The sequence below is a fragment of the Mesobacillus boroniphilus JCM 21738 genome (assembly GCF_000517385.1).
Lineage (GTDB): Bacteria > Bacillota > Bacilli > Bacillales > Cytobacillaceae > Mesobacillus > Mesobacillus boroniphilus.
Genome location: NZ_BAUW01000030.1, coordinates 18,570 through 40,695 on the forward strand (window position 1 = coordinate 18,570; position 22,126 = coordinate 40,695).

At 42.5% G+C, this 22,126-nt stretch carries 12 protein-coding genes and 7 pseudogenes; 11 read left to right on the forward strand and 8 right to left on the reverse strand.

The genetic code is table 11. The annotated features are described in order from the left end of the window. Window positions 1-21 precede the first annotated feature (21 nt). The 5 genes from JCM21738_RS10340 to JCM21738_RS10360 are packed head-to-tail and all read right to left on the reverse strand — an operon-like array spanning window position 22 to window position 1,752. Window positions 22-420 (reverse strand): spore germination protein GerPE, encoded by a 399-nt coding sequence (locus JCM21738_RS10340; protein ID WP_031307963.1) that lies wholly within the window; start codon window positions 418-420, stop codon window positions 22-24. Between the two features lie 5 nt (window positions 421-425). Then, complete coding sequence (locus JCM21738_RS10345) at window positions 426-608, reverse strand: spore germination protein GerPD (RefSeq protein ID WP_023615347.1); 183 nt, start codon at window positions 606-608, stop codon at window positions 426-428. Continuing rightward, window positions 608-1,222, reverse strand: coding sequence for a spore germination protein GerPC (gene gerPC, locus JCM21738_RS10350; RefSeq protein ID WP_023615346.1), 615 nt, complete (start codon window positions 1,220-1,222; stop codon window positions 608-610). Before gerPC ends, JCM21738_RS10345 begins: the two co-directional genes overlap by 1 nt. 39 nt (window positions 1,223-1,261) lie before the next feature. Next, window positions 1,262-1,516, reverse strand: a complete 255-nt coding sequence (locus JCM21738_RS10355; RefSeq protein ID WP_023615345.1) for a spore germination protein GerPB — start codon at window positions 1,514-1,516, stop codon at window positions 1,262-1,264. A 14-nt stretch (window positions 1,517-1,530) separates the two neighbouring features. Then, window positions 1,531-1,752, reverse strand: coding sequence for a spore germination protein (locus JCM21738_RS10360; RefSeq protein ID WP_023615344.1), 222 nt, complete (start codon window positions 1,750-1,752; stop codon window positions 1,531-1,533). 284 nt (window positions 1,753-2,036) lie between these two features. Between JCM21738_RS10360 and JCM21738_RS10365 the strand changes: the two are divergent. From JCM21738_RS10365 to JCM21738_RS10385, 5 genes and pseudogenes are all read left to right on the forward strand, one after another. Further along, window positions 2,037-3,626 (forward strand): annotated as a pseudogene (locus JCM21738_RS10365) (long-chain-fatty-acid--CoA ligase). Window positions 3,627-4,429: 803 nt separating this feature from the next. Further along, window positions 4,430-4,941 (forward strand): annotated as a pseudogene (locus tag JCM21738_RS25725) (DUF418 domain-containing protein). A 31-nt stretch (window positions 4,942-4,972) separates the two neighbouring features. Continuing rightward, window positions 4,973-5,880 (forward strand): annotated as a pseudogene (locus tag JCM21738_RS10375) (fumarylacetoacetate hydrolase family protein). 83 nt (window positions 5,881-5,963) lie between these two features. Beyond that, a complete protein-coding gene (locus JCM21738_RS10380) occupies window positions 5,964-6,317 on the forward strand; it encodes a YisL family protein (RefSeq protein WP_023615340.1) in 354 nt (117 codons plus the stop codon). Window positions 6,318-6,444: 127 nt separating this feature from the next. Then, window positions 6,445-8,484, forward strand: a complete 2,040-nt coding sequence (locus tag JCM21738_RS10385; RefSeq protein ID WP_081742103.1) for a sensor domain-containing protein — start codon at window positions 6,445-6,447, stop codon at window positions 8,482-8,484. Window positions 8,485-8,523: 39 nt separating this feature from the next. Here the strand turns inward: JCM21738_RS10385 and JCM21738_RS10390 are convergent, their stop codons facing one another. Then, window positions 8,524-9,084 carry a DUF2777 domain-containing protein gene (locus JCM21738_RS10390; RefSeq protein ID WP_023615338.1) on the reverse strand — a complete coding sequence of 187 codons (561 nt, stop codon included), beginning with the start codon at window positions 9,082-9,084 and terminating at the stop codon, window positions 8,524-8,526. Window positions 9,085-9,275: 191 nt separating this feature from the next. On the opposite strand from JCM21738_RS10390, the pseudogene asnB reads away from it, so the two are divergent. Continuing rightward, window positions 9,276-11,121: pseudogene (gene asnB, locus JCM21738_RS10395) on the forward strand (asparagine synthase (glutamine-hydrolyzing)). A 390-nt stretch (window positions 11,122-11,511) separates the two neighbouring features. Here the strand turns inward: asnB and JCM21738_RS10400 are convergent. Together JCM21738_RS10400 and JCM21738_RS10405 are read right to left on the reverse strand one after the other, a co-directional pair. Beyond that, window positions 11,512-12,873, reverse strand: a complete 1,362-nt coding sequence (locus tag JCM21738_RS10400; protein ID WP_023615336.1) for an MATE family efflux transporter — start codon at window positions 12,871-12,873, stop codon at window positions 11,512-11,514. A 397-nt stretch (window positions 12,874-13,270) separates the two neighbouring features. Further along, a complete protein-coding gene (locus JCM21738_RS10405) occupies window positions 13,271-15,031 on the reverse strand; it encodes an alpha-glycosidase (RefSeq protein WP_023615335.1) in 1,761 nt (586 codons plus the stop codon). A 369-nt stretch (window positions 15,032-15,400) separates the two neighbouring features. On the opposite strand from JCM21738_RS10405, the pseudogene JCM21738_RS10410 reads away from it, so the two are divergent. The 5 genes and pseudogenes from JCM21738_RS10410 to JCM21738_RS10430 all read left to right on the forward strand — a co-directional run bounded on the left by JCM21738_RS10410 (window position 15,401) and on the right by JCM21738_RS10430 (window position 22,039). Then, a pseudogene (locus JCM21738_RS10410) lies at window positions 15,401-16,677 on the forward strand (sugar ABC transporter substrate-binding protein). A 461-nt stretch (window positions 16,678-17,138) separates the two neighbouring features. Then, window positions 17,139-18,422: an ABC transporter permease subunit gene (locus JCM21738_RS10415; RefSeq protein WP_023615333.1), complete on the forward strand. Its 1,284-nt coding sequence runs from the start codon at window positions 17,139-17,141 to the stop codon at window positions 18,420-18,422. A 1-nt stretch (window position 18,423) separates the two neighbouring features. Next, a pseudogene (locus JCM21738_RS10420) lies at window positions 18,424-19,265 on the forward strand (sugar ABC transporter permease). 71 nt (window positions 19,266-19,336) lie between these two features. Next, window positions 19,337-20,869 carry an alpha-amylase family glycosyl hydrolase gene (locus JCM21738_RS10425; RefSeq protein ID WP_023615331.1) on the forward strand — a complete coding sequence of 511 codons (1,533 nt, stop codon included), beginning with the start codon at window positions 19,337-19,339 and terminating at the stop codon, window positions 20,867-20,869. A 127-nt stretch (window positions 20,870-20,996) separates the two neighbouring features. After that, a pseudogene (locus tag JCM21738_RS10430) lies at window positions 20,997-22,039 on the forward strand (LacI family DNA-binding transcriptional regulator). Window positions 22,040-22,126 lie beyond the last annotated feature (87 nt).

The window sequence follows — 22,126 nt, forward strand, 5'->3', positions numbered from 1 at the left end:
GCTAGAAGCTCCATAATAAATCTATATGCCTTCTTCATCCGACTTGTTATTACGGGGCAAAAGCTGGCGTATATGCTTTACCCTGGCTTCCATGACTATATTGCAGCTGTTACCAAGGTGCACAACAGACGAGGAAGAGGCTCCCAGGATATCAATGTTCCGTACCTTCAATACAGGGTTAATATTATGGGTTGCGAAGACGACATTGTCTTCACTTGCTGGCTGAAATGGGATTGCCTCCGAAAAAACCGGATATGCATTGAAATTACCTTCATTATCAAAAAAAATCTCTGCCTCTCTTTGTACGGCCAATGCCCTGGAAATCGCCTGTATTTGCTCCGAATCACCGATCTGAAAAATCGAAGAGAAGGATACTGAGTCAATTTTGATATGGTCAACACATGTTATTCTTTGCAGCATAGCGATCACGATATATCCGGCGACAATGGCACAAATGGACCGACAATCAACGATTCGGCAGGTGTGTCAAAGGTAGCTGCGAGCTGGATTGTTTCAGCGTCCCCAACCATCAAAAGTGAGGAGCTCGACACACCGATGACCCTGATGTCGCCTACACAAATATCTCGGTTATAGACTCGGAAATTCATTATGAACGTCCTTCCTTTACATTATCCGGCAGGTTTTTCAAGAACAGGAATACACCATTCTGGATTTCCTGTTTAAGCAAATCAATCACCTTTTCATTCATCTGAGGGCTTAGTTCGGTGCCTCTTTCACTTGATGATTGTTCCTGTAAATGTTGAGCCACTCTGCCAGACAACTGTTTTTTAATATCATTTTTTATGAACTCAAAATATGAATCATCTACACTGATTCCCAAATCGGTTTGTGCACCTCGGTAAATATTCTCCAAATCAGATTCCAGGTATTGGTTCAGTGCTGTTTCAAGCTCGATTGTCCTTTTAAATAACTGCTTTGGCGGAATCGGGACATTCACAGATTTTTGATCAACGCTAAAATCTTCGATACCATCCAAATCTGATGGGTTCAAGCCGATATTTAAGGTCCCTTCGAGCGTTTCCACTTTTAACTGGTCGAATTTATACTCGATATTTCCGATTTGAACCGGAGGCCGTTCCTTAAGTGCAGCAATTTCCTGCTGCAGCTCCAAAACCATCTTCTCCAATCTGGCAGTCTTTCTGCTCTGGTGCTCCACATATAAATGCAGCTTCTTTACATATTGATAGAATTCCGTGTTCAAACGAATCACCTCGCCTCGACCCAGCATTTTGACACTAGTTTAATTTTTACGGACAGGAGCCTGCAGTGGTACGGCTGGAGCTTCCAATGTGCCTCCAGGTACACCCTCCATGCCAGTTGAAATTTCCGTAGGGTGGACAGCCTCTGGAGCAGGTGCTGTGAATCCCCCGGTATTATAAAGGTAAGAAACTGGCTTTATCATTCCTGCACTGCCAATTTGCAGCACAGAAGAATTTGTGATTCCATCAATCTTCAGAAGGTTGATATTGATCGATTGTTGTATATAAAAATTCATTGTACTCACCCGCATTATACATTCAGATAATTGCCTTGATCGACGGCATCTGGATCATAGGTATTTGTTGAACTTTGGTTATTGTACACGGTCAATCCATCTCCGGTATTGAATGAACCAGCACCGGAAAAAGTTTTTGCATTGGAAACGGGGCTTATTCTGTAAACATCGCCTATGTGGAAGACAGCGCTGTTCCCAAGGGAAATGACCTGTGCGACTCCAACAATTGCTGGCATTTGCAACACCCTTTAATTAGATTTCTTTAATATCCTATGTGCCCAGGCAAAGAATGTGATTAAAATGCCTATTGTGTTTAAGTGGTTCTTTTCGCAGATTTTTTCCTTTTAAAAAAGGGTGTTCGTTATTTGTCTTATTCAGAAAAAATCCTAAGCTGAAAAGCAACTAATCATAGCAAAAAAACATGTTATATAACAGGTGAAAAATATATATAACAGAAGTGGTAATATGTTAATATATTTATATATTTAGAATTATAAAATTATTCTACAGGAGGCAGATTATGAACGTTCCATTGCTGTTGAGCCAGTTTCTAGACCGTGCAGTGTCGCTTTACGGAGACAAGAAAGCCATTTTTTCAGAAGACAGGGCGCTTACATATTCTGAGTTGAATGAAAGGGTAAACAGGCTTTCGGATGGATTAAGAAAGCTTGGAGTGTGCAAGGGTGACCGGATTGCCTATCTTGCCCCGAATTCGGTCGAAATGCTCGAAGGCTTCTATGGTGTATTCCAGGTTGGCGGAGTCATGGTCCCGTTGAATATTCGCCTGAAGCCGGATGATTATTTGTTCATCCTTAACCACAGTGAATCAAAGGTTTTGTTCGTGGACCAGGATTTATATCATTTAATCCAGCCAATCAAGGATCAACTAGAAAGCGTTCAGCACATTATTGTCCACTACAAGGAAGATAGCCTGGATGAAATCAGTTATGACGAATGGCTTTCACAGCTTTCTGCTGAAACGTTCAAACGTGAAGAGCTTGATGAAAATGATGTCTGCAGTCTGCTTTATACGAGTGGGACGACCGGGAATCCAAAAGGAGTCATGCTCACGCACCGGAATAATTACCTGCACGCACTCAGCACGATGCACCATTTACGCGTAAGCGATGAGGATGTCCTCCTGCATGTCCTGCCGATGTTCCATGTTAACGGATGGGGATCGCCATTTTATTACACTGCGAACGGGGCATCCCAGGTATGCTTGCGAAAACGACCCCTGAGACTATTTTTAACGCGTTGGAAAAACATAAAGTCAGTGTCATGCATATGGCTCCAACTGTGTTGAATGCGCTGCTTCAGTTTTATGAGAAAAATGTCCCGAGTATCGAACAGCAGGTACGGGTGGTCATCGCCGGTTCTGCACCGCCACCAGCATTCGTAACAAGAGTGGAAAAAGAACTTGGCTGGGAGTTCATCCAGGTGTACGGAATGACAGAATCATCACCATTAAGCACGATTTCAACAATCAGGTCGCATTTGAAGCAGCTTCCTTTGAATGAACAATACCGAATGAAAGCAAAAGCAGGAATTTCAATGATTGGCAGCCAGGTAAAGGTCGTGAATGATCATGGCGATGAAGTGGCCCATGATGGCAAGGAAATAGGGGAAGTCATTACCCGAAGCAATGGAGTCATGAAGCTACTGGAAAAATGAAGAGGCGACGATGGAAACAATCCGTAATGGCTGGCTCCATACCGGTGATATGGCGACAGTCGATAAATACGGCAACATTGATATTGTTGACCGCAAGAAAGACGTCATCATTAGCGGCGGCGAAAATATTTCTTCCATCGAAGTCGAGGGAGTATTGTATGATCACCCTGCAGTCCTGGAAGCAGCGGTCATTGCCGTCCCTCACGAAAAATGGGGCGAGACTCCGCATGCATATATTGTGCTTCGTGAAAAAGAGCAAGTCACAGAACGAGAGCTCATCGCTTTTTCGAGAGAAAAACTTGCCCATTTCAAGGCAATTACAGGAGTGACTTTCGTAAAAGAACTGCCGAAAACAGCTTCCGGCAAAATTCAAAAGGTCCATTTGCGAAATGAATACTGGGAAGCAAATGGCAAGACCGGCAGATTTGTAAATTAATAGCCTGAGGGGGATTGCCTTGTTGCGTCCCCCTTTTCTTTTTATTCTGCTTATAGTATCCTTTGGCACATTGGTAAATTGTGTGATATACATAGATTAGATGTTAACTTATAAGTGGAATGAGGGGGAAGATGGAGATTAACGGACGGGTATCCGGAAATAGGGTTGTTTCAATTGACCGGATGCGAGGCTTTTCATTAATGGGGATATTTCTTGTAAATATGATTTCATTCCATTCGCCCTATTTTTATATCGATCCAGAAACATGGTGGGGTGGAAACACAAATTTATTTACATACCAGTTCATTGATATATTTATCCAGGCAAGCTTTTACCCGCTGTTTGCAATGTTGTTCGGGTATGGGCTGGTTATTTTAAGAGAACGAACTCTTGAAAAAGGGATGAGCTTCAATCCTCTTGCATTAAGGAGACTTTCGATCCTGTTGTTGATAGGGATCATCCATGCATTTTTAATCTGGCCAGGTGATATTCTTATAACCTATGCAGTATGCGGTTTTGTTTTCCTTCTGGTTATTGGCTGGAGTGCAAAGAGGCTGCTCATTGCCGGATTGGGTTTATACATAGTTCCAAATATTCTCTTGTTGTTGATGCTTGGTGCAGCATCAGTCATTGACGGCGGAGAGGGATTTTCAATGTATGACGCACAAGCTGCAGAACAGACGATAACCATCTATCAAAATGGCAGCTTTGCTGAAGTGACATATCATAGAATAATTGAATGGAATAAAAATAATAACCTGTTTGGATTGTTTTTATATTTGATCACTATCCTTCCTCTGTTCATGGTTGGAGCAGGAGCGGCAAAGCTCAGATTGTTTGAGAATGTACAGGACAAGAAAAGGAAGATTGCAATCGCTGCCGCTGTCCTCGCAACTCTTGGCCTTCTGATAAAAGCAATTCCATACCTGTATGGAAAAACATTGATGACGGATTATGCGCAGGATGTTTTTGGCGGTGCGATGGTTGCGATGGCGTATGCACTGATGATTGCGCTGATTTCTGAGCTTAAAAAATTTGACAGGCTGCTCTACCCGCTGGAAGCTGCCGGCAGGCTCTCAATCAGCAATTACCTATTCCAGTCCGTCGTTTCGACATTGATTTTTTACAGTTATGGACTAGGATACTATGGGAAATTTTCCGTTTTTCAGGAACAATTCTTGCGCTTGGAATTTATGTAATTCAGTTGGCATTTAGCAGCTGGTGGGTCAAAAGATTTTACTACGGTCCGGTCGAATGGCTTTGGCGCAGTGGCACATACATGAAGAAACAGCGTTTTAAAAAAGGGGAAGCCTGATGGAGAAGGTTATCAAAAGGAGGGCCTTAACATGAAATTCGCTACATATAAAAATGAATCTGGCCAGTTTATTGGAATTGTCAGTACAGAAGGGACCCAAGTCCTGCCGCTTCGGGAAGCCTATGAAAAAATGGGTGGAGAAACAGCGATACCAGCTGATATGCTAGAGGCTATTTCAATGGGAGATGTATTTTATCAGGAAGCAATAAAAACATTGCAATGGGTAAGCGAGAACAATCTGGACAGCGAGCTATTCATCCCGCTTGAATCAGTAGAATTGCTAGCACCGATTCCGCGTCCGTCCAAGAATATTTTCTGTGTGGGCAAAAATTACGCCGAGCATGCAATAGAGATGGGCAGCAAGGACGATATTCCTGAGCATGTAATGGTGTTCACGAAAGCACCTACTACTGTCATTGCTCATGATCAGAACATTCATGAGCATAAAGAATTGACTGAGCAATTGGATTATGAAGGCGAGCTTGCAGTAGTGATCGGGAAAAAGGGTAAAGCGATCAACAGGGAGGAGGCTTTGGATTATGTGTTTGGCTATACAATCATTAACGATGTGACTGCCCGCGATCTCCAGGCAAAACACAAACAGTTTTTCATTGGGAAAAGCCTTGATACTACTTGCCCGATGGGACCATGGATTGTCCATAAATCAGCCATCTCAAATCCGAACAACCTGGATATCAAGACCACAGTAAATGGAGAAGTGAGACAGGATTCCAATACGGAAAACTTCATTTTCCCGGTAGAAGAGGTCATTGCAGTGCTCTCACAGGGAATGATACTCGAGCCAGGAGATATCATTGCTACCGGAACACCAGCAGGCGTAGGCAAAGGCTTCAAGCTCCAAGGTTCCTGAAGGCTGGGGATACAATTGAAATTACTGTTGAAGGAATTGGGACATTAAGGAACAAGGTGGAGAGTTAATCATAGCCTGGCCAGTTTATTTTAGTTTTTTTAGCGACGTTATGATATGATATTTTAGAATTTACTATTAGGAGGACGGGTACATGATACATGCCCATATGACAGCCTGGTTTTTGGCTTTGGTTTTATTCTTTGTAGCACTTGGTCTACATAAAAGCGGTAAGGAAAAAGGCGCAAAAATTGTCCAGATGATCCTTAGGCTGTTTTACGTGCTGATTCTATTGACTGGCTTCTGGCTTCTTTTCAGCATCAATATCGGCCTGATGTATGTGTTGAAAGCAGCAGTAGGCTTGTGGGTAATCGCAATGCTGGAAATGATTTTAATCCGTACAAAAAAGAGCGAAAAAGCGTCTGTACTGTGGATTCAATTCATTGTCGCAGTTCTTCTTGTACTATATTTAGGTTTCTCACTTCCACTTGGAACATATTTGTTCTAATAGTGAAATTGTCGAAAGAAAGCTGTCCTTATAGGCAGCTTTTTCTTTTTTTGTCATATCTTAACCCCATAAAATATGATAATTTAAGAGAAGGGTTATTGGAGAAATATAATAATTGGAGAATGCAATGGCTACGACAAAAAGCTGCGTTTACGAAAATGACAAACAACTTAATAGCTTTATAGAGGGCAATTCATTCAAAGACCACCACAATGTATTGGTGCAGATTTTTTTCAGTCAAAAAGATAAACCTGTGCTTCAGCATATGGAGCAGTTGCTAAAAAAGCAGCTGCCCGCCTCCATTGTGTTGAGCTGTGAAGCAAATGGCTGCTTCACTGGTGATAATCAATTCGTTATCTCATTTACCGTTTTCGATAAACAGGAACTTAATCCTATTCTTCAAGATGAGTACACGATCAACACATTGAATAATCTTGTCGAAACCTCACAACAAGACATCCTTCTGCTTAACGAAAGCCTCGAAGTGTCCGAGCAATACTATCGTTCGCTGTTTGATAACAATGGAGATTTTGTCTATTCAACTGATTTGACAGGGAATTTCACAAGTATAAACCAGGCATTCATGAAAACCTTTGGCTATACCGAAAATGAACTTATCGGCAGGTCAGCGCTCGACTTTATCAACCAGGAAGATGTGCACCGTGCCAAAATGCATTTTATTCAGGCGCTAAAGGGAAAAGATCAGACCTACACAATTGAGATTCCAGTCAAGAGCGGTGAAACCCAGATTTTTCAGATCAAAAATATTCCGATTACGGTAAATGGTACATGTGTAGGAACGTATGGTATTGGCCGGAATATTACACTCCAGAAAAAAACAGAGGAAAAGATCATTCAGCTTGCCTACTACGACCAGGATACGGGATTGCCGAACAGGATGAGGTTTACCGAACAGCTCGAAGAAATGATTCACCGTGCCAGGCAAAAGAAAGAACTCCTTGCTGTTCTTGTCATTGATATAGACCGTTTCAAAATCATCAATGACAGTCTCGGACATTATGCTGGTGATATTGTTTTGAAAGAACTGGCAGAAAGAATTCAGGCTCGGCTTCCAGCAGGCGCTTATCTCGGAAGATTCAGCGGGGATAAGTTCACGATGCTGCTGACAGAGAATGTCAGCATTGACCAGACGACAAGAACAGCCAGGGAATTACAGAATCTTATTTCAATGCCTTTATTTTACCAGAGTCAGGAATTCATCGTTACGGCAAGCATTGGAATCAGCTCCTTCCCGGGGGATGGTCTTGATGAGCATGTACTGTTGAAAAATGCGGATATTGCGATGAACCGTTCGAAAAATCAGGGCGGCAACAAGATTACTTACTTCTCAACGGGAATGAACGATCAGGCAATGGTCCGGCTTGAGCTTGAAAGCTATTTAAGGAAAGCGCTTCAAAAGAATGAATTCCATCTTTGCTACCAGCCGCTTATGGACTTGAAATCAGGAGAGATAACCTGTACAGAAGCCCTTATACGCTGGCAGCATCCGCATCTTGGGCTGGTTTCGCCAGCACAATTCATACCTTTGGCAGAGGAAACAGGGTTGATTGAAGAAATCGGAGCATGGGTGCTGACCACCGCATGTGTCCAGACAAAAGCCTGGCAGCAGAATGGATTCCCGAATCTCGGTATCTCGGTAAATGTATCAGCCTATCAGTTCCAGCAGCATGCTTTTATTGGACAGGTAATACAAGCGCTGGAAACTTCACAGCTTGCACCAGGGTACCTTTCCCTGGAACTGACAGAGAGCGCGATGCTGAAAGATATCGTCTATAGCATTTCGGTTATGAAATCGTTACAGGAACTTGGGGTAAAGGTTTCGATTGATGATTTTGGGACAGGTTATTCTTCATTAAGCTATTTGCGCAATTTGCCAATCGATACGCTCAAAATCGACCAGTCATTTATCAATAATCTTCATGATGACCCATCAGATATTGCAATCGTCAAGGCAATCATCACGATGGGACAGGGGCTCTCCGTAAAAATTGTTGCCGAGGGTGTTGAAACACATGAACAGCTGAACCTTCTAAGAGATTTGGACTGCCATTATGCCCAGGGTTACTACATCCAAAAGCCGCTTGATATAGATGCTTTCGAAAAAGGCTTCAGGACTGTGGAAAAAGTTGAGTATACCGTAAAATAATTCATAGCCTGCACAATGAGTGCAGGCTCTTTTTGTCACTTAAGAAATTCTCTCAATAACGGTCCGTTTCCCGTTATTCAAGGTCAATTCGAACCTGTCATTTTGTGTTTCAAAGTAGTCAAAGTGATGTTGTACACTGCAGATGAATTCTTCATTATCAAGAATTAAAAAATTGACTCCTGAAACCCCTTTTTCATGATCAAGGAAGGTCAGGTGGTTATAACAATAAATGCAGTCATAGATCGAAAAGTTGAGCGAATTCAATGTATTGATAAATTGGACAAAAGCTTCATCATTCAGTTCATCAAGCAGGCGCTCGAATGAATAGATCAATTGTTTCCTGATCCTGATCATTTCCTGGTCCTGCAAAGTGATTTGTTCACCCCCGGTTTGGATGCAGCCATTATCCACCAAAAACCCCTTGCACCATTTATTGTTTCGCTGCACTTCAACCTCTTGATGGATGAATTCATCGACAAGTGCGGCCTCTTCTGTTTCTTCATCAAAGAAAACCCATTGTGAATTAATATATTCTACTGTCCCGGTGTTGAAGGCTCGGGGCTGGAATTCAATTAGATTGCTTCGTTGTTGTCGATTCATTTGGATCCTCCGTTAATTATCGCTCACCTTCTTTGTAGACAGATTTTAGCGAATTTATAACATGATTTAAAAGATAGGCAATTAACCAGTTGGGATGTTTGTGCATAAGATGAGTAATGCTTAAGCAATTGTCTAGTTTCTGAAAGTGCTTATTGACATTAAAAAGTTCCGCTGAAAGGATTGATCAAAAAATGTGTGGAATAACTGGCTGGGTAGACTATCGTAAAAATATGGATCATGAACGCGAGACCATGGCAAAAATGGCGGAAACTTTGAGTAAAAGAGGTCCCGACGATACCAATGTATGGACATCTGTGCACGCCGCGCTGGGTCATAAAAGGCTGGTCGTTGTCGATCCTGAGGGCGGCAAACAGCCAATGACCAGAACACAAGAAGATAACCGTTATACCATTTGTTATAACGGAGAACTTTATAATACGGAAGACCTCAGAAAAGCACTGCTATTAAAAGGATATTCTTTTAACGGTCATTCTGATACAGAGGTTTTGCTTACTTCTTTCATGGAATGGAAGGAAAACTGCCTGGAGCATTTAAACGGAATCTTTGCCTTTGCTGTTTGGGATCACGAGCAAGAACAATTGTTCATTGGCCGTGACCGACTCGGTGTGAAGCCGCTGTTTTTTCTTGAAACAGCATCTGGTCTTATGTTTGCTTCTGAACAAAAGGCACTGCTGGCACATCCGGAGGTGAAGGCTGAGGTAGACAGGGAAGGACTTTGTGAGGTGTTTGGGCTTGGACCATCCCGTTCTCCCGGGGCAGGTATTTTTAAAAACATGAAAGAGCTCCGACCTGGCCATGGGATGACTTTTTCAAAAAGCGGGCTGAAAGTCTGGAGGTATTGGAACGTAAAAAGTGAGAAACACAGCGATACTTTAGATGAAACAGCTGAAAAAGTGCGGGAATTGTTCACAGATGCTGTCACAAGACAGCTGGTTTCAGATGTGCCGCTATGCACCTTCCTCTCAGGAGGACTGGATTCAAGCGCAATCACTGCTATTGCAGCTGAGCATTATAAAGCGGAGGGAAAGGGCAGCCTGCATACTTACTCAATCGATTACGAAGGAAATGACCAGTATTTCAAAGAAAACGAATTCCAGCCAAATGCCGATGCCTTCTGGATCAATAAAATGACGGAAACATTTGGTACTGTTCACCATAACAGCATCATCTCCCAGGAGGATCTGGCTGGCTATCTAACTGAAGCTGTCCATGTCCGGGATCTGCCAGGAATGGCTGACATCGATTCATCACTGCTCTGGTTTTGCCGGGAAATCAAACAGGATTTTACCGTAGGACTTTCAGGTGAATGTGCTGACGAGATATTTGGCGGCTACCCGTGGTTCCACAGAGGAAGACTTGAATAGACCAGGATTTCCATGGATGCGGTCGATTAATGAACGTCAAAACATGCTGAGGGACCACTGGCGTAAAAAATTGAGTTTGGAAGATTATATGATGGCAAAATTCAACGATACGATCGCAGAGGTGCCGGTACTGGATGGTGAAAGTCAAGTAGAGGCTAAGCGCAGACAATTATTCTATCTGAATATCATCTGGTTCATGACAACACTTCTAGATCGGAAAGACCGGATGAGCATGGGAGCCAGCCTTGAGGTGAGGGTACCGTTTGCCGACCACCGGCTTGTTGAATATGTCTGGAACATCCCATGGGAAATGAAGATGCACGGCAACAGAGAAAAAGGAATCCTGCGCAAAGCATTGGAGGGCACATTGCCAGATGAAGTATTATATCGTAAAAAAAGTCCGTATCCTAAGACTCATCACCCGGGCTATACGCAGACAGTACAGGGGATGCTGTCAGAATTCATGGCTGATTCGAACAGTGCGCTGCATGAATTCTTTGACAGGGCTACACTGCAAAAAATGATTGAGTCCGAGGGCGCATCCTTCAAAGTGCCTTGGTTCGGCCAGCTAATGACAGGCCCACAGCTCCTCGCACAGCTGGCGCAAATTCATATCTGGTTCAGGGATTATAATATTAATATTGCGGACTGAAAAAGCAAGCCCGGGATGTGGGCTTGCTTTTAAATATTCTTAGTGCTTTGCATCCCGGCGAGTCAGGAGTCCGAACCTTTTTAATGACATTATCGTGCCCTTATGCGAGGAAAATTTCATCTATAAGGATATATTTAAGAGCGAATCGTACCCTTATGCGAGGAGAATGTCATCTATAAGGGTACAATTAAGAGCGAATCGTACCCTTATGCGAGGGAAATGTCATCTATAAGGGTACAATTAAGAGTGAATCATACCCTTATGCGAGGGGAATGTCATCTATAAGGGTACAATTAAGAGTGAATCATACCCTTATGCGAGGGAAATGTCATCTATAAGAGTATATTTAAGAGCGAATCGTATCCTTATGCGGCAGTTTGATCTCCATTCCTATTCTGCCTGCACTTGAGAGGCATCAGGAATAAAAGACTTCTTCACCCAAACCCGCGACCTCCACCGCCACAGCATAAGCAGACCGCGCAGCCATTCGTCGGCGATAAAGGCGATCCATATCCCAACAAGCCCCATACCGAAATAGATTCCCAGGAAGTAAGACAAAGTCACGCTGACTCCCCACATTGACAGAATGCCCATATAAACTGGGAACTTCACATCTCCGGCCGCCCTGAGTGAACTGATCAGCACCAGGTTAAAAGATCTGCCTGGTTCAAGGATGATCGTAAGCAAGATCAATGTGGTGCCGAGTTCGATGATACTCATATTATCAGTGAAGATACCCAGCAGGTCTTTCGAGAAGAAGGAGACAAGCGCAGCAGTGGCGATCGAAATGATAATCGCCAGCTTCAAGCTTTTTAGTGCCCGCTTATAAGCATTCTCAATTTCCTTTGCGCCTACCATGTGGCCAATCAAAATCTGTGTGCCCTGGCTGATGGCGATACTGAAAAGGAAGATGAACATCATGACATTTTGAGTATAAACCTTAGCTGTTAAAGCCTGGGTTCCAAGGGTAGCGATAAAATACGTGATCACCATCTGCGATCCATTGTAGCTCAAATGCTCGCCGGCAGAAGGAATCCCGATATTAAGCAGATTTTTCAAATGTTTTTTTGGAAAGCTGAAAAGCATCGAAATAGGCAATGATCCAGGGACTCGCCTGGTCAGGACGTAAATGGCAGCCAACAATCCGAGGATTCTGCTGACAGTGGTGGAAATCGCCACACCTTCTACACCTAAGACAGGGAAGCCGAATGGCCCGAAGATGAACAAATAGTTGCCGATGACATTCAGCACATTCATCCCAATCGTGACATACATGATATCTCGGGTAAAGCCATAGCTGCGGATAATGCTGCTCACCGTCATGATTAAGGATTGAATAAACGAAAATCCGCCGACGATTTTCAGATAGGAATTAGCTTCTTCAAACAGCTCGGGCGGCAGGTCCATTATTCGCAGTAATTGCTCGCTGAAAATGAAAACAGCACCGCTCAGAATCAATCCGAATACAAGGTTTGCGCCGATGGAGACCACAGAAACTTCACGGGCATCGTCATCCATTTTCGCGCCAAGGTTCTGCGCAACAAGAATTGCGGTACCAGTCGCGATGAAGCCGAACATAACGATGACCATGGACAGGATTTGGTTGGAAACACCGACAGCAGCCACGGAATTATCCGAATACTGGGAAAGCATCAGCGTATCGGCATTCCCCATCAGCATATAAAGCAGAATTTCAATAAAAAGAGGCCATGTAATGGCAAAAAGTGATAGTTTACCAGTTTTATTCTTCATGTTTTACATCTCCATGTTGTAATTCCTTAAGTATACAGACTACAGGAGGAATTTGAAGTGAAAAAGATTCGTTTTACGAAAAAAATATATCGGAAAAGGAGCTGAATAGTAAAATTTGTTCCAAAAAGTTGTGTATTAACAAATTTATTCTGTTATAACCAGTATTCCTTTGTGTTTAAAGAGCACGCAAATGATTATTCCGCGATTTTTGGCAGTGATTCAGCGAAAAACCCAAGTGATTCCGTGAAAATACGAAGTAATTCCGCGAAAACCAGCAGGAATTCCGCAAAAAACTGCAACATTTCCGCGATAAGGATAAAAAATCATTAAAAGTGTAAAAGTCCACGAACAGCACAAAGAGCAAACCCCTTTCCAGGCAGGAAAGGGGCTTGCTAATTTAAAATTGGAACAATGCAAATCCATTTGCAGCAATCTTGGCTGTGAGATCATCGCTTTCAGCTGAGTATTCTTCGCCAGTATAGATATTGGTGATTTTCCTGCCTTTTAGGTTAAATGGCAGAGGATAGACTGCCTCTTCATCGCTCATGTTCACGACGACCATAATGGTTGTGTCACCATTGGACTTCGTGTAAGCAAAGCAGCTTTCATGGTAGTCAGACGGGATGAAGTGAAGTTCACCTTCATTTGCCAGAAGCGGATATTCTTTGCGAAGCTGAATCATCTTTTGCACGTGTGCGAACATCTCCTGGTTCTGATCTTCTTCATTCCACTTCATACATTCGCGGCATCCCGGATCTTGTGGACCACTCATGCCGATTTCATCGCCATAATAAATACATGGTGTACCGATGTAAGAGAGCAATACAGTGAAGATTTGTTTTACTTTATCCTCGTCGCCTCCGCACTCAGTCAAGATTCTTGGTGTATCATGGCTGCCAATCAAGTTGAACGCAACCTCGTTGACGTTCTTCGGATACATATGATTGACTGTCGTCATGTTCTCGATGAATTCTTTTACCGTGATGGATCCACGGGCAAATAGATTCAAAATGTTTGTCGTAAAAGGATAGTTCATGACAGCGTCGAACTGGTCGCCGCGCAGCCATGGCATTGAATCGTGCCAGATTTCACCGAGTATATAGAGATCAGGCTTGATTGCTTTCACTTCAGTACGGAATTTTCTCCAGAAAGAGTGGTCGACTTCATTGGCGACATCCAGTCTCCAGCCGTCGATATCAAACTCGCGGACCCAGTATCGGCCAACTTCAAGCAGGTACTCAATGACCTCAGGATTTTCCGTATCCAGCTTCGGCATTGATTTCTCGAAAGCGAAGGTATCATAATTCGGTCTTGGTTCCATTACTAGCGGGAATTCATTAGTGTGGAACCAGTCCTTATAAGGAGACTCCGCACCTTTTTCAAGTACATCCTGGAACTGAGGGAAGTAGAACCCACTGTGATTGAAGACAGCATCGAGCATGACCTTGATGCCATGATCGTGGCATACCTGTACCAGCTTTTTCATCGTTTCTTTATCCCCGAACTGCGGATCGATTTCCATATAATCAATCGTGTCATACTTATGGTTGGAATAGGCTTTGAAGATAGGCGTAAAATAAATACCGTTGATGCCAAGCTTAGCAAGATAATCAATATTGTTTATTACACCCTGGAGATCGCCGCCAAAGAAATTATCCCGTTCGGGAGGAGCACTGCCCCAAGGCAAAGCACATTCTGGATCATTTGAAGGATCTCCGTTGCCAAAGCGCTCAGGGAATATCTGATACCAAACTGTATCTTTCACCCATGAAGGAGCACGGAACACATCAATATTGTTAAGGTAAGGGAAGGCATAATAATAGCCTGTATCATCCAAAGGAGGTTCTCCATAAAACCCTTTTTCAGTCAAACAAGCTGTTTCGTTGCCATCATTTAAAATAAAACCGTAACGCATCCTGCGGAAAGGAGGTTTAATAGAGACGAACCAGTAATCGAACAGCTGGTCTGATCCGCTTTTGATCATAGGAACGGTATTTGTATTCCATTTTCCATCCTGCCAGTCATATGGATCGCCATTTAAAAGGGAAACTTCTTTCATATCATCTTTTTTAGTGCGAATGCGAATATGTAGTTCTACGTTAGTGCAAGCGTATGCATAATTGTCTTTAGGACGGTGGTAAATCGCTTCTTTTAACAACTGGAAACCATTCCTTTCACTATTAACTGATTATGATTGTGACTTCAAACGAGCACTAACTGAATTTAATGCTCTATCTGATGAAATTTTAACGGAAAGCGCTACAATACATCAAGAATAAAACAAGGGTAGAACACTCATTTTGAAATGTCAATTAATAAAAAATCGATTCACAAAACTTTAACGAATTCACATCACTTAAAAAAAAATTTAAAAAACTAGTTGTCAAAAGTATTTTAGTCTTTATAATAAGAGGTAGGTTGTGCAATCGTTTTCATAGACTTGCAAACAGAGTTACAAACGTTTGCACAGACATTGAACGTTCTGCGCAATAATTAGTTACAACATATTTTTAGGAGGGGTATACACATGAAAAAGACATTGTCGATTTTCATGATGCTGATCTTAATGATCGGCGCACTTGCAGCTTGTGGACCTAAAGAAGAAGAAAACACAGGTTCAAAAGACAACGGCGAGAAAACAGAAGACGCTTCTAAACCAGAGAAGCTAGTAGTTTGGGAAGACAAAGATAAGTCTGGCTGGCTTGAAAAAGTAGCAGCAGACTTCGAAAAAGAACATGGTGTTAAAATCGAGTTCAAAGAAGTAGAAATGGCTACAAAAATGAAAGAACAATTACGTCTTGACGGTCCTGCGGGAACTGGCCCGGACATCATCACTCTTCCACACGACCAAATTGGTGAGCTTGCAGTTCAAGGACACATCACTGAACTAAAGGTAAGCGACGATGTGAAGGGCGCTTTCTCTGAGTCTTCAATCAATGCACAATCTTTCGATGGTAAACTATACGGACTTCCTAAGTCTGCTGAAACTCCAGTATTCATCTACAATAAAGCTCTTATGACTGAAGTTCCTGCTACAATGGAAGATTTATACGAATTCGCAAAAGCTAACACTAAAGATGGCAAGTACGGTTTCCTTGCTCTTTGGGATAACTTCTACTTTGCGCACGCTCCAATCGGTGGCAACGGCGGTTATGTATTCGGGGAAAAAGACGGCGCTCTTGATCCACAAGACCTTGGTTTGAACAACGAAGGTGCAGTAGAAGGTACTGAATACATCCAGAAGTGGTACGCTGAAAAGTTATTCCCTAACGGAATTATCGGTGAAAACGGCGGATCTGCTATGGACGGACTATTCAACGAAGGTAAAGTTGCTTCTGTTATGAACGGACCATGGCATTCGGCGGAATGAAAGATGCTGGCATCGAGTTTGGTGTAGCTCCATTCCCTAAATTTGCTGATGGCACTCCAATGAAGACATTCATGGGTGTAAAAGGCTGGCACGTTTCTTCTTACTCTAAGAACCAAGATTGGGCTGTTAAGTTTCTTGAGTACATCACTAACGACGAAAATGCGAAATACCGTTTCGAACAAACGGCTGAAGTTCCAACAAACGTAGCACTTGTTGACGATCCAGCAATCGCTGAGAACGAAGGCGCTAAAGCTGTTGCACTTCAGACTCAAGACGCAGTTCCAATGCCTAACATCCCTGAAATGGGTGAGGTTTGGGGACCAATGGCAAGCGCATTGCAAACTGTTGTAACAGGCAAAGCTAAGCCACAGGAAGCTCTTGATTCCGCTGTAAAGCAAATCGAACAAAACATCCAGCAAAACCACGCAAAATAATAGCAGCAAGGTAACAGTACCTCCCTTGGGAGGTACTGTTATATTTTCCACTATGAAATTCCAGTTTCTGTTTTTTTCGTAGACGGAATGTGAAAAGTCACAAAGTTTACGAAAACTGCAGTAAAAAAGTCTTTCATTGAGCAAACGGTTGCGCTAAAATAGATTTATACCTAATCAGGTGCTTCATGAGAGTGGAAACAGGAAAATTCGATACAATAAATAAGTGTTGCGTCGAGAAAATTCCAGTAAGGAAAACAATGTATTCGTTCTCATAAAGCATCTGATGCTTTTAACAAGGTCTCTTCGCAAAGATCGTAGTTTCTTTTCATTACTTATCCATTCTTCTAAAAAGCCTATTAGCAAAGCGGCGGGATTGACTGAGAATGGTTTAAAGTAAGCATAAGAAGCGGGTTAAACGATTAGTGCCTTAAAAAACATAGAAAGAGAAAGGGGAATATAGGATGGAGAAGAAATCCTATCAAACCAACCACCGTAGAATAGCAACAGCCCTTTCGATTATTCCAGGGCTAGGACAGCTATACAACAAACAATATTTAAAAGGGATCGCATTTCTTATTTTAACCGGTGCATTCTTCGGTGTATTCGCAGATCTGCTTAACATGGGTTTATGGGGTTTGTTTACTCTTGGAGAGCAGACGCCACGTGACCATTCCATCTTCTTAATGGTTGAAGGGATCCTGGCACTGATTGTCCTGCTTTTTGGAATCGGTTTCTATCTATTCAACTTAAATGATGCATATAAGACTGGCCTGAAGAGAGACATGGGAGAGCGTCTTAGCACTGTTAAGGAACAATACAACAATTTAATTGATAATGGATTCCCATACTTAATCATGTCACCGGGATTCCTGCTTCTAATTTTCGTTGTTGTTTTCCCAATCATTTTCGTAGTCTTGCTCGCATTTACAAACTATGATCTTTACCACTCACCGCCTGCAAAGCTGGTTGACTGGGTTGGACTTAAAAACTTCTTTGATTTGTTTCAATTAGAATCTTGGCGTCAGACATTCTTCTCTGTACTTTCATGGACAATCATCTGGACATTCGTTGCTACAACTTTCCAGGTTGCATTGGGAATGTTCCTGGCAATTCTCGTAAACCAGAAGGATGTAAAAGGAAAGGCAATCATCCGTACTGTGTTCATTCTTCCTTGGGCAGTACCTGCTTTCGTATCAATCCTTGTATTTGCTGGTATGTTCAATGAATCATTCGGTGCCATCAACCGCGACATTCTTGGTTTCTTTGGAATCGATCCAATACCATGGATGACTGAAGCGATGTATACCAAAGTCGCCTTGATCATGATTCAAACATGGCTTGGATTCCCGTTCATTTTCGCGATGGTAACCGGTGTACTTCAATCCATTCCGGAAGAATTGTACGAAGCTGCAACTGTGGACGGCGCGACGAACTTCCAAAAATTCAAGAACATTACATTGCCGCTTGTCCTATTCGCTACAGCGCCAATCCTTATTACGCAGTACACATTCAACTTCAATAACTTTAATATTATTTATCTCTTCAATGGCGGCGGACCTGCAGTTTCGGGTGCGAATGCCGGAGGAACAGATATCTTGATTTCGTGGATTTACAGTCTCACAATGACATCTGCACAATATTCAAAAGCTGCAGCTATCACAATGCTTCTTTCATTGATTGTTATTGGAGTAGCTTTATGGCAGTTCAAGAGAACGAAATCATTCCAAGAAGAGGATATGATGTAATATGAGTATCAAACGACAGAAATATATCAGACTGACACTAACGTATCTTGTGATTTTGGCAATGTTTGCGATCATTATCTACCGCTCCTTTGGATTGTCGGTTCATCCTTCAACCCGGGGCAAAGCTTGTCCGGTTCAAGCATCATTCCGGAAAATGCAACGCTTGCTCACTATAAGGAGCTTTTCGATACTAACCAGAGCGCGTACTTGTACTGGTACTGGAATTCATTGAAGGTAAGTGTACTGACAATGGTATTTACAGTCATCCTTGTCAGCCTGACGGCGTATTCATTTTCACGATATCGTTTTATCGGACGTAAAAACAGTTTGATGACATTCCTGATCCTGCAGATGATTCCAAACTTTGCAGCGCTGATCGCTATTTTCATCCTTGCATTATTGACTGGCTTACTTGATACTCATTTAGGCTTGATTCTTGTATATGTTGGGGGCGCAATCCCGATGAATACTTGGTTGATGAAGGGCTATCTTGATACAATCCCGAAAGAACTTGATGAATCAGCTAAAATGGACGGTGCCGGCCACTTGAGGATTTTCTTCCAAATCGTCATGCCGCTTGCGACACCTATCATCGCGGTTGTAGCATTGTTCGCGTTCATCGCTCCATTTGGAGATTTCATCCTTGCGAGAATTCTATTAAGAACGGAAGAAAAGTACACACTTGCTGTTGGTCTATATGATATGGTAGCCAAACAGTTCGGTGCAGAATTCACAACATTTGCTGCCGGTGCCGTACTGATCGCTGTTCCGATTGCAATCCTGTTCCTGTCATTCCAAAAATACTTTGTTTCTGGTTTGACGGCAGGAGGAACAAAAGGATAATCTATTAGGGCAAAGACATTTTAAGCAAAGGCCATATTTGGCCTTTGCTTAAATTATGAGGAGGACCGGAGATGAAAAAGATTCTCATCTTCATTTTGATTTGGTTTCTTCTTTTTAACGCCCTCCCGGCAGGCGCGGTTAAAAATGAAGGACGCAAATGGCAGGATGAAACAATTTATTTTTTAATGGTTGACCGTTTTAACAACGGTGACAATAGCAATGATTTCGAGGTGGATGCAAATGATCCTAAAGCCTATCATGGAGGCGACTTCCAGGGTGTCATCGATCAGCTGGATTACATCAAGGATATGGGATTTACCGCCATCTGGCTGACGCCTGTTTTCGATAATGTCGATAAAGGCTACCATGGGTATTGGATCAAGGACTTCTATAATACAGAAGAGCATTTCGGAAGCGTTGACAAGTTCAAAGAGCTGGTAAAAGAGGCACATGATCGGGATATCAAGATCATTCTTGATTTTGTTGTCAACCATGTCGCTCCAGAACATGAATGGGTAAATGATCCAGCCAAGAAAGACTGGTTCCATGAAAAACAGGATATCTTTGACTGGAATGACCAGGAACAACTGGAGAATAACTGGCTTTATGGACTTCCCGATTTAGCTCAGGAAAATCCAGAAACAAGGAAATATTTACTGGATGCAGCTAAATGGTGGATTGAAGAAACGGATATTGACGGGTACAGGCTGGATACTGTCCGCCACGTACCGGTTGATTTTTGGTCTGATTTTTCAAAAGAAGTGAAAAGTATCAAGGATGACTTTTATCTGATTGGCGAGGTTTGGTCTGATGATCCAAATTATATTGCAGAATATGATAAAGCAGGCATCGATGGTTTTGTTGATTTTCCATTGAATGAGCAGCTGCGCACGGCATTCGAAAAACCAGATCAAACTTTGGACTGGCTAATGGCAACAGCGAAAAGAAATAAAGCGATTTATGAGAACCCTGAGTTGATGGGTAATTTTATCGACAACCATGATATGGTCAGGTTCACAAGGAAAGCAGTCCAGAACAGGCATCATCCAGGAACGAGATGGAAGATGGCGCTGACATATATGTATACTGCTCCAGGAATCCCGATTGTATATTACGGAAGTGAGATAGCCCTGGACGGCGGGGAAGACCCGGATAACCGCAGACAGATGAGTTTCAGGGCGGATAAAGAATTAATTGATTACATCACGAAAATTGGTGAACTGCGCAATGACCTTCCTTCATTAAGGAGAGGCGATTTGGAAGTTCTATATGAAAAGAAGGGTATGGCCGTTTTCAAGAGGACCTATGAAAACGAAACTTCTGTCATTGCAATCAATAATACCTCGAATACCCAGAATGTCACACTGACAGCGGATCAGCTGGAAGATGATAAAGAGTTGAGGGGCTTGCTTGCGGATGACCTTGTCAGAAGCAAGGATGGAGAGTATAAGCTTGCATTGGAACGTGAAAAAGCAGAAATTTATGTGCTTGCCGATAAGACAGGATTGAATATTCCTTATTTAACTGTAATGGGTGCTGTATATGCAGCGTTCTTCGGCTTCATTTTCCTCCTTTTCAAAAGAAGGAAACGAAGCAAGGAATAGTGAGAGCAAGACCAAAACTTGCCTCCATTGTTGTTTAATGGAGGCTTGAAAAAATAAGAAAAAATACGGGACAAATCATTTATAATAAAGATAAGTGTTTTTTCTGGCAAAAGGGAGGGGAAACTTAATGGCTGTCACAATAAAAGATGTTGCGAAGGTAGCTAACGTCGCGCCTTCAACTGTCTCGCGTGTAATCGCCAATAGTCCGAGGATCAGCGAAAAAACGAAAGAGAGAGTCAGGGAGGTTATGGACCAGCTTGGGTATCACCCAAACTTCATCGCCAGAAGCCTAGCTAGCCAATCTACCCGGGCAATCGGCCTGGTCATGCCAAGCTCTACTGATGTCGTCTTTCAGAATCCGTTCTTTCCAACTGTCTTAACAGGTTTGAGCGAAGGAGCGCATTCAAAGCAATACGCTCTTCACATGACAACTGGAAAAACAGAGGATGAAATCTTCGATGGTGTGGTCGCGATGGTTCAGGGCGGCAGAGTAGATGGTGTGGTTCTTTTATATTCAAAGGTGGAAGACAGGGTCATTGCTTATTTGAAGGAAAGAAAATTTCCGTTTGTTGTGATTGGTAAGCCTTTTAAAGATGATGAAAACACTAATTATGTCGATAACGATAATTTTAAAGCAGGCAAAGAAGTGACCGAGCATCTAATCCAGCTTGGTCATGACCGTATTGCTTTTATTGGAGGAAATCTGGATTTAGTCGTGACTGTTGAACGTCTGCTTGGCTATGAAAAAGCTTTGAGAAACTCTGGAATCCATCTGGAAGATAAGTACATTGTCAATGATGAATTCCTACGTGAAAGCGGCCAGGATGCTGTTGAGGTTTTACTTTCGTTAGATCAGCCACCTACCGCAATGGTAGTTGCCGATGACTTGATGGCACTAGGTGTGTTGAATAAGCTGGATGAAATGGGAATTGCAGTGCCACAAGATGTTTCTATCGTCAGCTTTAACAATGTACTGATTGCCGAGATGCTAGACCGCCTTTAACTTCTGTAGATATTAACATTTTCGATCTGGGATACCAGGCAGCGAAAAGCTTGATTCAAATTATAGAGAATCCTAAAGAGCCAATTAAACGAATTATCGTTCCGTTCAAAATTGTCACTCGATATTCTTGCGGTCATCCTAAGGGTTATAAAGAAGTACTAGTGTAAACTAAGCCATACAAAAGGAACTGCACCCCAATTGTAGATAATCTACAACTGGGGTGCAGTTTTTTTGTTGTTTAGGAAACTATAAAA

Coding starts and splice junctions, on each gene's coding strand:
- JCM21738_RS10355 (WP_023615345.1), bottom strand. CDS start 1,516: ATGAATTTTTATATACAACAATCGATCAATATCAACCTTCTGAAGATT.
- JCM21738_RS10380 (WP_023615340.1), top strand. CDS start 5,964: ATGATACATGCCCATATGACAGCCTGGTTTTTGGCTTTGGTTTTATTC.
- JCM21738_RS10340 (WP_031307963.1), bottom strand. CDS start 420: ATGCTGCAAAGAATAACATGTGTTGACCATATCAAAATTGACTCAGTA.
- JCM21738_RS10425 (WP_023615331.1), top strand. CDS start 19,337: ATGAAAAAGATTCTCATCTTCATTTTGATTTGGTTTCTTCTTTTTAAC.
- JCM21738_RS10415 (WP_023615333.1), top strand. CDS start 17,139: ATGGAGAAGAAATCCTATCAAACCAACCACCGTAGAATAGCAACAGCC.
- JCM21738_RS10345 (WP_023615347.1), bottom strand. CDS start 608: ATGAATTTCCGAGTCTATAACCGAGATATTTGTGTAGGCGACATCAGG.
- JCM21738_RS10390 (WP_023615338.1), bottom strand. CDS start 9,084: ATGAATCGACAACAACGAAGCAATCTAATTGAATTCCAGCCCCGAGCC.
- JCM21738_RS10385 (WP_081742103.1), top strand. CDS start 6,445: ATGGCTACGACAAAAAGCTGCGTTTACGAAAATGACAAACAACTTAAT.
- JCM21738_RS10400 (WP_023615336.1), bottom strand. CDS start 12,873: ATGAAGAATAAAACTGGTAAACTATCACTTTTTGCCATTACATGGCCT.
- JCM21738_RS10360 (WP_023615344.1), bottom strand. CDS start 1,752: ATGCCAGCAATTGTTGGAGTCGCACAGGTCATTTCCCTTGGGAACAGC.